The sequence below is a fragment of the Caballeronia sp. BR00000012568055 genome (assembly GCF_029439455.1).
Lineage (GTDB): Bacteria > Pseudomonadota > Gammaproteobacteria > Burkholderiales > Burkholderiaceae > Caballeronia.
The window spans coordinates 1-6,888 of the sequence record NZ_JAQFVG010000048.1 but is presented as its reverse complement, the minus strand read 5'-3'; the positions used below and the strand labels follow the sequence as shown (position 1 = coordinate 6,888).

9 protein-coding genes are annotated in these 6,888 nt (G+C 59.2%); all 9 read left to right on the top strand.

Features of this window, described 5'->3' with window-relative positions; translation table 11 throughout:
- On the top strand, nt 1-850 hold an 850-nt coding region (locus P7F28_RS03840; protein WP_277183115.1), incomplete at its 5' end, for a helix-turn-helix domain-containing protein.
- Nucleotides 851-1,030: 180 nt separating this feature from the next.
- Nucleotides 1,031-2,200, top strand: coding sequence for an amine dehydrogenase large subunit (locus P7F28_RS03835; protein ID WP_277183114.1), 1,170 nt, complete (start codon nt 1,031-1,033; stop codon nt 2,198-2,200).
- Between the two features lie 9 nt (nt 2,201-2,209).
- Entirely contained in the window at nt 2,210-2,749 is a 540-nt protein-coding gene (locus tag P7F28_RS03830; RefSeq protein WP_277183113.1) for a MauE/DoxX family redox-associated membrane protein, read from the top strand.
- Nucleotides 2,746-3,375, top strand: coding sequence for a methylamine dehydrogenase accessory protein MauD (mauD, locus tag P7F28_RS03825; protein WP_277183112.1), 630 nt, complete (start codon nt 2,746-2,748; stop codon nt 3,373-3,375). Before P7F28_RS03830 ends, mauD begins: the two co-directional genes overlap by 4 nt.
- A 33-nt stretch (nt 3,376-3,408) precedes the next feature.
- Nucleotides 3,409-3,930, top strand: coding sequence for a methylamine dehydrogenase light chain (locus P7F28_RS03820; protein WP_277183111.1), 522 nt, complete (start codon nt 3,409-3,411; stop codon nt 3,928-3,930).
- A 17-nt stretch (nt 3,931-3,947) separates the two neighbouring features.
- Nucleotides 3,948-4,406, top strand: coding sequence for a cytochrome c (locus tag P7F28_RS03815; RefSeq protein WP_370467233.1), 459 nt, complete (start codon nt 3,948-3,950; stop codon nt 4,404-4,406).
- A complete protein-coding gene (locus P7F28_RS03810; protein WP_277183109.1) occupies nt 4,403-4,852 on the top strand; it encodes a cytochrome c in 450 nt (149 codons plus the stop codon). Before P7F28_RS03815 ends, P7F28_RS03810 begins: the two co-directional genes overlap by 4 nt.
- 14 nt (nt 4,853-4,866) lie before the next feature.
- Nucleotides 4,867-6,366, top strand: coding sequence for an aldehyde dehydrogenase family protein (locus tag P7F28_RS03805; RefSeq protein ID WP_277183108.1), 1,500 nt, complete (start codon nt 4,867-4,869; stop codon nt 6,364-6,366).
- An 11-nt stretch (nt 6,367-6,377) separates the two neighbouring features.
- The coding region (locus P7F28_RS03800; RefSeq protein WP_277183107.1) for a porin at nt 6,378-6,888 on the top strand (511 nt) is incomplete at its 3' end.

Below are 6,888 nucleotides of genomic sequence, written 5' to 3'. Positions count from 1 at the left end.
GGTTGGCGAGGGCGCGTTTCGCAGCTTCGTCAAACAAGTGGCAACCGCGCACGTGCAAGTGTTTCAGGAATCCGCGAACGTTCGTATGGTTCAGCGCGGGCAATTGCCGCCCGGTCGCGCGACCTTCGGATTGATGCTGGGCGGTGGCGCGCCATTCTCGTTTCAAGGCGTAAAGGTGGATGAAAGCGCTTTGATTTCCACCGCAGGCGCTAAGGAATTCACGCTGCATTCCCCGCCCGATATGTCGATGCTCGGCATAGCAATCGATCTGAATTTGCTTGAGACCGTAGCGGACCGGGAAGGCTTTGAACTCGAAGGCGGCGTGCTTGCTCAGCAGGTTTTGAATATTCCGGCAGCGGCGGGTATGCGGGCGGGAAGGCGTATCGTATCTGCAGTGGAAGCGGCGATCGCGGAGCCGGAGTCGCTGGCGCAGACATCGTTTGCGGATACGGTGGCCGAGAGCATTCTCGATTTGCTGGCCTTCAATGTGCCGACTCACGAAGATCGTCTCACGTACGCTTGCCGCGCCGATGTCGTGCGGCGCAGTCACGATCTCGTGCTCGCGCAGCCTGAGCAGCCCGTATCCATCATGGAGTTATGCGCGAATCTGCGTATCAGCCGGCGCACCGTTCAAAACAGTTTTCAATCGGTCACGCAGATGAACCCGATCGCGTATTTGCGCGCGGTGCGGCTGGCGCAGGTGCGTCGTCTGCTCAAGACGACTTCGCCGCAAGAAGTGCCGGTGCGTGAAGCCGCCATGCGCTGGGGCTTTTCCAATCTCGGCCATTTCGCCAGCGACTATAAGAGTCACTTCGGCGAACTTCCTTCTCAGACTACGCGCCTTCGCTAAGCTAAGGCATTCCCTTATTGCGGCCTTCTAAAGCCGCGGCATAAACACGTCTAAAGCCAGACGCCTGTCGCCTCGCTTTCGGCTACTCAAAATCGGCACGCACGCGCTGCCGGTTCCGAAGTGCTCTTTTTTAATGGCCTCTTTAGAGTCAGTTCGACTGATAAACGAGGAGGAGCACAGATGGATCGCAGAAGGAGGGCCGTCGGCCGGGCGGTTTCGATAGTGGCTTTATCGTACGGACTGCTTGCAAGTCAGACGCAGGCAAGGGCCGTCGAAAAGCCGGAAGAACTGACGGTGGCGAAAGTGCCGCCATTCAACCCGCATCGCGCTTATGTGGTCGATGTCGCGTTCGCCAGCATGACCGACGCGCGCGTGCATCTGTTCGATGCGGACACATCGCGCTTCGTCGGACAGATCGATGCGGGTTTTGCGCCAGGCTTCGCTATCTCGCCGGACCACAAAACGAGCTATGTCGCGACGACGTATTTCTCGCGCGGCTCGAAAGGCACGCGCACGGACGTGGTCGAATTGATCGACAACGCTACGCTCGAAACCACGGGCGAAATCGAGATTCCGGCCAAGCACGCGCAGGCGGTGCCCACGCCGTACAACACGACGCTATCGGAGGACGGCAGCCGTCTTTACGTATCGAATATCACGCCTTCGACTTCGGTTACGGTGATCGATACCGCCGCTAAGAAAGTGCTCGGCGAGATCGATACCGACGGCTGCGTGCTGGCCTATCCGAGCGGCAACGACCGCTTCACGTCGCTATGCGAAAGCGGCAAGGCACTAACCGTAAAGCTCGATGCAACCGGCAAGGAAGCGAGCCGCAAGCTCTCGGATGCGTTTATCGACGTGGACCATGATTCGGCTTTCGTGAACGGCGTACGCGACGCTCAAGGCTATCTGTTCACCACATTTAAAGGCAATGTACGCAGCGCCGATTTTTCCGGCGATACACCCGCGTTCGGCACATCCTGGTCCCTCGTGACCGATCAGGAACGCAAGGCTGGCTGGCGTCCCGGTGGCTTGCAACAGACGGCGTTGCACGTGAAGACGCATCGTCTCTATGTCGCAATGCATCGGGGCGCGGACGGCTCGCATAAAGATCCGGCATCGGAAATCTGGGTGTTCGATACGCAGAGCAAGAAGCGTGTCGCGCGTTGGAAGCTCGCATCGCAGAAGATCGATCCGCTGCTTTCCATTCAGGTCAGCGATGACGATAAGCCCTTGCTTTACGGCCTCACGCCCACATCGGACTTCGTCGTGATGGACGCGATGAGCGGCAAGCTGAAGCACGTCGATAAGCAGCTCGGCACGACGTCAACGCTCATTCTCAATCCCTGAGGCCACACGATGCTCGATCCCGTGATTCTGATGATGTGCATTGCGACCGTGACCATCGTCACGCTGGCGAGTGCCGCGCCGAAGTGGCTGAATCCTGAGCGATTCCGCGCATCGGTGGAGGCGTTCGCGTTGCTGCCTTCGTTTGCCGTTACACCGGTGTCCTACGCATTGCCGGTGCTCGAAGCAGGCGGCGCAATCGGACTGTTGTTCGATGTCACGCGTCTGTCTGCGGCATGCGTGCTGATCGCGCTGTTCGGCGTCTTCACGCTGGCGCTTGCGATCAACGTATGGCGTGGCCATACCGATATCGACTGCGGCTGTTCGGGCTTTATCGCTGAAAAGCCGGGTATCGGACGCTGGCACGTGGGCCGCGCGGCGTTGCTCGTGCTGTTCGCATGCCTCACGCTTCTGCCGCAAGCCGGCCGCGCGCTCGTCTGGTTCGATTACCTGAGCGCAGGCGCATGCACGCTCTTTTTCGTCGCGGCGTGGTTCACGCTCGACGTACTCCTGAACAATCTTCCCAAGCTCGATTCTCTGAGGAATTCATGATGCAAACCGCCCTGATGATTTCGGCCGCACTGTCGTGGGCCGCCTTGCTCGCCCTCGGCGCAATCTGTCTCGCTCTCGTTCGCCAGGTCGGCATTCTTTATGAACGCATGATGCCTGCGGGCGCATTGATGATCGATAAAGGTCCGGCAGTGGGCACCGTTGCACCCGTCTTCGAATTGGTCGATATCGCGCAACGTGCGGTGAAAGTCGGCGGCCTGCAAGGAAACAAGCGCAACACGCTGGTGTTCTTCCTCTCGCCGACGTGCCCCGTCTGCAAGAAGCTGCTGCCGCTGCTCCCGTCGATTCAGGCACGCGAAGGCGCAACCGATATCGTGCTCGCCAGCGACGGCGAGATGAACGAACACGCGGCGTTCTATCGCAAGACGGGTCTTTCGCAATATCCGTATGTGCTGTCGCAAGAGCTGGGTCTGGCGTATCAGATCGGCAAGCTGCCTTATGCCGTGCTGCTCGATGAAGAAGGCAAGGTGCGCGCCAAGGGTCTCGTCAACACGCGTGAACATCTGGAAAGCCTGTTCGAAGCGAAAGAGCGTGGCGTCGCTTCCTTGCAGGAGTTCGTGCATGGCAAGCATGAGGATCATGACGATCACGAACATCAAGCGGCTTGAGCAGAGCACACAAATCAAAACAGGTGAGCGCCCATGAAATGGCTGGATTCATTCTTTGAACATTCCGCGCGAGGTGTTGCGCAACGCAGTTCGCGCCGTAGCGCGATGGCGAAGCTCGGCAAGGCACTCGTCGGCTCGGCAATGCTGCCTCTCCTGCCGGTCGATCGCACCGCCTATGCGGCTGAGCCTAAAAAGCCTGCCAGCGCGATCAACGACGATCCGATGAGCTGCGACTACTGGAAATATTGCGCGATCGATGGCTGGCTCTGTAGCTGCTGCGGCGGCACATCGAGTAGTTGTCCGCCCGGCACCACGCCTTCGCCAATTACGTGGATCGGCACATGCCGCAACCCGCACGACGGTTCGGACTACATCGTGTCGTACAACGATTGCTGCGGCAAAACCAGTTGCGGACGCTGCTTCTGCAATCGCAACGAGCGCGAGAAGCCTTTGTACAAGCTCTCGCTCGATAACGACATCAACTGGTGTATGGCCAACGGAAATTCGAACTACCACTGTTCGGTGTCGGTCTTGCTCGGAGCCGCGACGCAATGAATAACTTCAGACTCCTGATGATGGCGCTATCGCTCGGCATGGCAACACAACTTGCGTCCGCGCAAACCGTTCACTATCCCGCAGGAAAAAGCACCTTTGACAGCAAATGCGCCGTCTGTCATCAGGCGGGCGGGAAGGGCATGGACGGGCTGGCGCCGCCTCTGATCGAATATCCCGGCAAATACGCAGATTCGAACGAGGGTCGCGCGCAACTCGGCCATACGGTCTTGTACGGCATGTTCGGTCCGATCAAGGTCAGGGACAAGAGCTACAACTTCAAGATGCCGAGCTTCGCCGCGTTGAGCGATGCGGAAATCGCCGATGTATTGAACTACGTCGTGTTCGACGCCAACGCGCAGCACGGCAACGCGAAGCCCTTCGATGCCGCCGAAATCCAAGCATTGCGCGCGAATACGCTGGACGCATCCGCCGTGCATCAACAGCGCGACGCCGTAGTGAAAGGACTCGGGCTATGAAGCGGGTCGCGCTCGGCGTCATTGCATCGTTGTGCGTATGGACGCAGTGCTACGCGCAAAGCTATGACGCAGCGCGCGCACGTCAGGACTGGGTGCTCAATTGCATGGGCTGCCACACATCGGACGGTTCGGGCATTCCGGGCAAGGTGCCGCCCTTGCGTGATTCGCTCGGGCACTTTGTTTCGCTCAAGGATGGACGCGAATTCGTGATGCGCGTGCCGGGCGCATCCAACTCCGCATTGAGCGATGCCGAACTCGCCAATGTCCTCAACTGGGTGCTCGGCACGATGAACGCGCAATCACGTCCTGCGTCGATGAAGCCTTATACGGCCGATGAAATCGCCGCGCACCGTAGGCCCGCGCTGACCGATGTTGCACGCGTACGCGCAAAGCTCGTCAGGGAATTACACGAGAACGGTGTCGATGCCGTTCCCGAACATTACTAAGATCAGGAGACAGCATGAACGACGATAACCAAACGCTTGCTACGACACGCGCATTCCTTGCATCACCCAAGCGCATGTTGATCGACGGCGCATGGAGCGATGCAGCCAGCGGCAAGACGCTCGACGTCATCAATCCCGCCGACGGTACGCTGCTCACACGCGTGCCGAGCGCCGATGAACAAGATGTCGATCTCGCAGTAAAAGCCGCGCGCCGCGCCTTTGATGATTCCGACTGGTCGCGCATGAAGCCTACGGATCGCGAGCGCATTCTGTTGCGCGCGGCCGATCTGATCGAAGCGAACGCGCGTGAACTTGCGGAAATCGAATCGCTCGATAACGGCAAGCCGGTGACCGTGGCGCAGGGTCTCGATGTATCGATGGCCGCGCATTGCTTTCGTTATATGGCGGGCTGGGCGACGAAGATCGAAGGCAGCACGCTCGATGCCTCGATTCCCTATAGCCCGTCGAACGCGTTCTTTGCCTATACGCGCAAGGAAGCGGTCGGTGTGGTCGGCGCGATCATTCCGTGGAATTTCCCTTTGCTGATGGCTTCGTGGAAGCTCGCGCCCGCGCTTGCGGCCGGATGCACCGTGGTGCTCAAGCCTGCGGAAGACACGCCGCTGTCCGCATTGCGGCTTGCCATGCTGCTCGAAGAAGCGGGTCTTCCGAAAGGTGTACTGAATATCGTAACCGGTCTTGGACGTACGGCGGGCGCGGCGCTGGCACGTCATCCGGGCATCGACAAGATTGCGTTTACGGGATCGACGCAAACGGGCAAGGCCATCGGGCAGGCGGCGCTCGACAATATGACGCGCATGTCGCTCGAACTCGGTGGCAAGTCGCCGGTGATCGTGCTGCCGGATGTGGATATCGATAAAGCCGCTGAAGGCGTGGCGAATGCGATTTTCTTCAACTCGGGGCAAGTCTGCACGGCGGGTTCGCGCGTGTATGTGCACGACAAGGTTTTCGATCGTGTAATGGAACGTGTGGCGGCAATCGCGGAAGCCTTGCCTGTGGGTCCGGGTCTCGATGCTTCGACGCAAATCGGGCCGCTGGTGTCCGCGCGTCAGATGGATCGCGTGCTCGGATATATCGAAGCGGGCCGTGATGAAGGCGCGCGTGCGATTGCAGGCGGCGCGCGCAAGGACGGCGCAGGTTTCTTCGTCAAACCTACTGTACTCGTCGATACCGATCACTCCATGCGCGTCGTGCGCGAAGAAATCTTCGGCCCCGTGCTGGTTGCGATGCCTTTCAATGATTTGGATTCCGTAGTAACCAAAGCGAACGATACGCCGTACGGCCTCGGTGCAAGCATCTGGTCGAACGATCTCTCGGCGATCCACAACCTTATACCGCGCATCAAGGCAGGCACGGTGTGGGTCAACTGCCATTCGCTGCTCGATAACGCAATGCCCTTCGGCGGCTTCAAACAATCGGGCTTCGGCCGCGAACTCGGCCGCGCGGTGATCGACATGTACACGGAAACGAAGTCCGTGTTGATCAATCACGCGTGAGGACGCATCGAATGAATCGAAGAATGGCTTTGAGGCATTCGCTTGCGGCTTCGGTGACTTCGGTAGCGCTGGCGGCGAGTATGCAGGCATCGGCGCAAAGCTCGGTCACGCTGTACGGCACCGTCGATGCAGGCATCACCTACACGAGCAATCAGCAAATCACGCAAGCCGATGGCAGCGTGAGTTCGGGTCGCGGCTGGGCGCTGACGGGCGGCAATCTGGTGCCGTCGCGTTACGGGCTGATGGGCGTGGAGGACATCGGCGGCGGCATGCAGGCGAAATTCATGCTGGAGAACAGCTTCTATACGGGCACCGGCGCGTTTATTCAAAGTGGCGCGCAGTTCAATCGGCAGGCGTGGGTCGGCCTGGCGCATGACCAGTTCGGTACCTTATCGCTTGGGCGTCAGTACGATTCTTACTCGGATTTCTTAGGGCCTTATGTATCGAGTAATAACTGGGCGACGCTCTACGGCTCGCATTTCGGCGATGTCGATAACCTCAACGAAGCGTTCAACTTCAATA

Coding starts and splice junctions, on each gene's coding strand:
- P7F28_RS03820 (WP_277183111.1), top strand. CDS start 3,409: ATGAAATGGCTGGATTCATTCTTTGAACATTCCGCGCGAGGTGTTGCG.
- P7F28_RS03815 (WP_370467233.1), top strand. CDS start 3,948: ATGATGGCGCTATCGCTCGGCATGGCAACACAACTTGCGTCCGCGCAA.
- mauD (WP_277183112.1), top strand. CDS start 2,746: ATGATGCAAACCGCCCTGATGATTTCGGCCGCACTGTCGTGGGCCGCC.
- P7F28_RS03830 (WP_277183113.1), top strand. CDS start 2,210: ATGCTCGATCCCGTGATTCTGATGATGTGCATTGCGACCGTGACCATC.
- P7F28_RS03805 (WP_277183108.1), top strand. CDS start 4,867: ATGAACGACGATAACCAAACGCTTGCTACGACACGCGCATTCCTTGCA.
- P7F28_RS03810 (WP_277183109.1), top strand. CDS start 4,403: ATGAAGCGGGTCGCGCTCGGCGTCATTGCATCGTTGTGCGTATGGACG.
- P7F28_RS03835 (WP_277183114.1), top strand. CDS start 1,031: ATGGATCGCAGAAGGAGGGCCGTCGGCCGGGCGGTTTCGATAGTGGCT.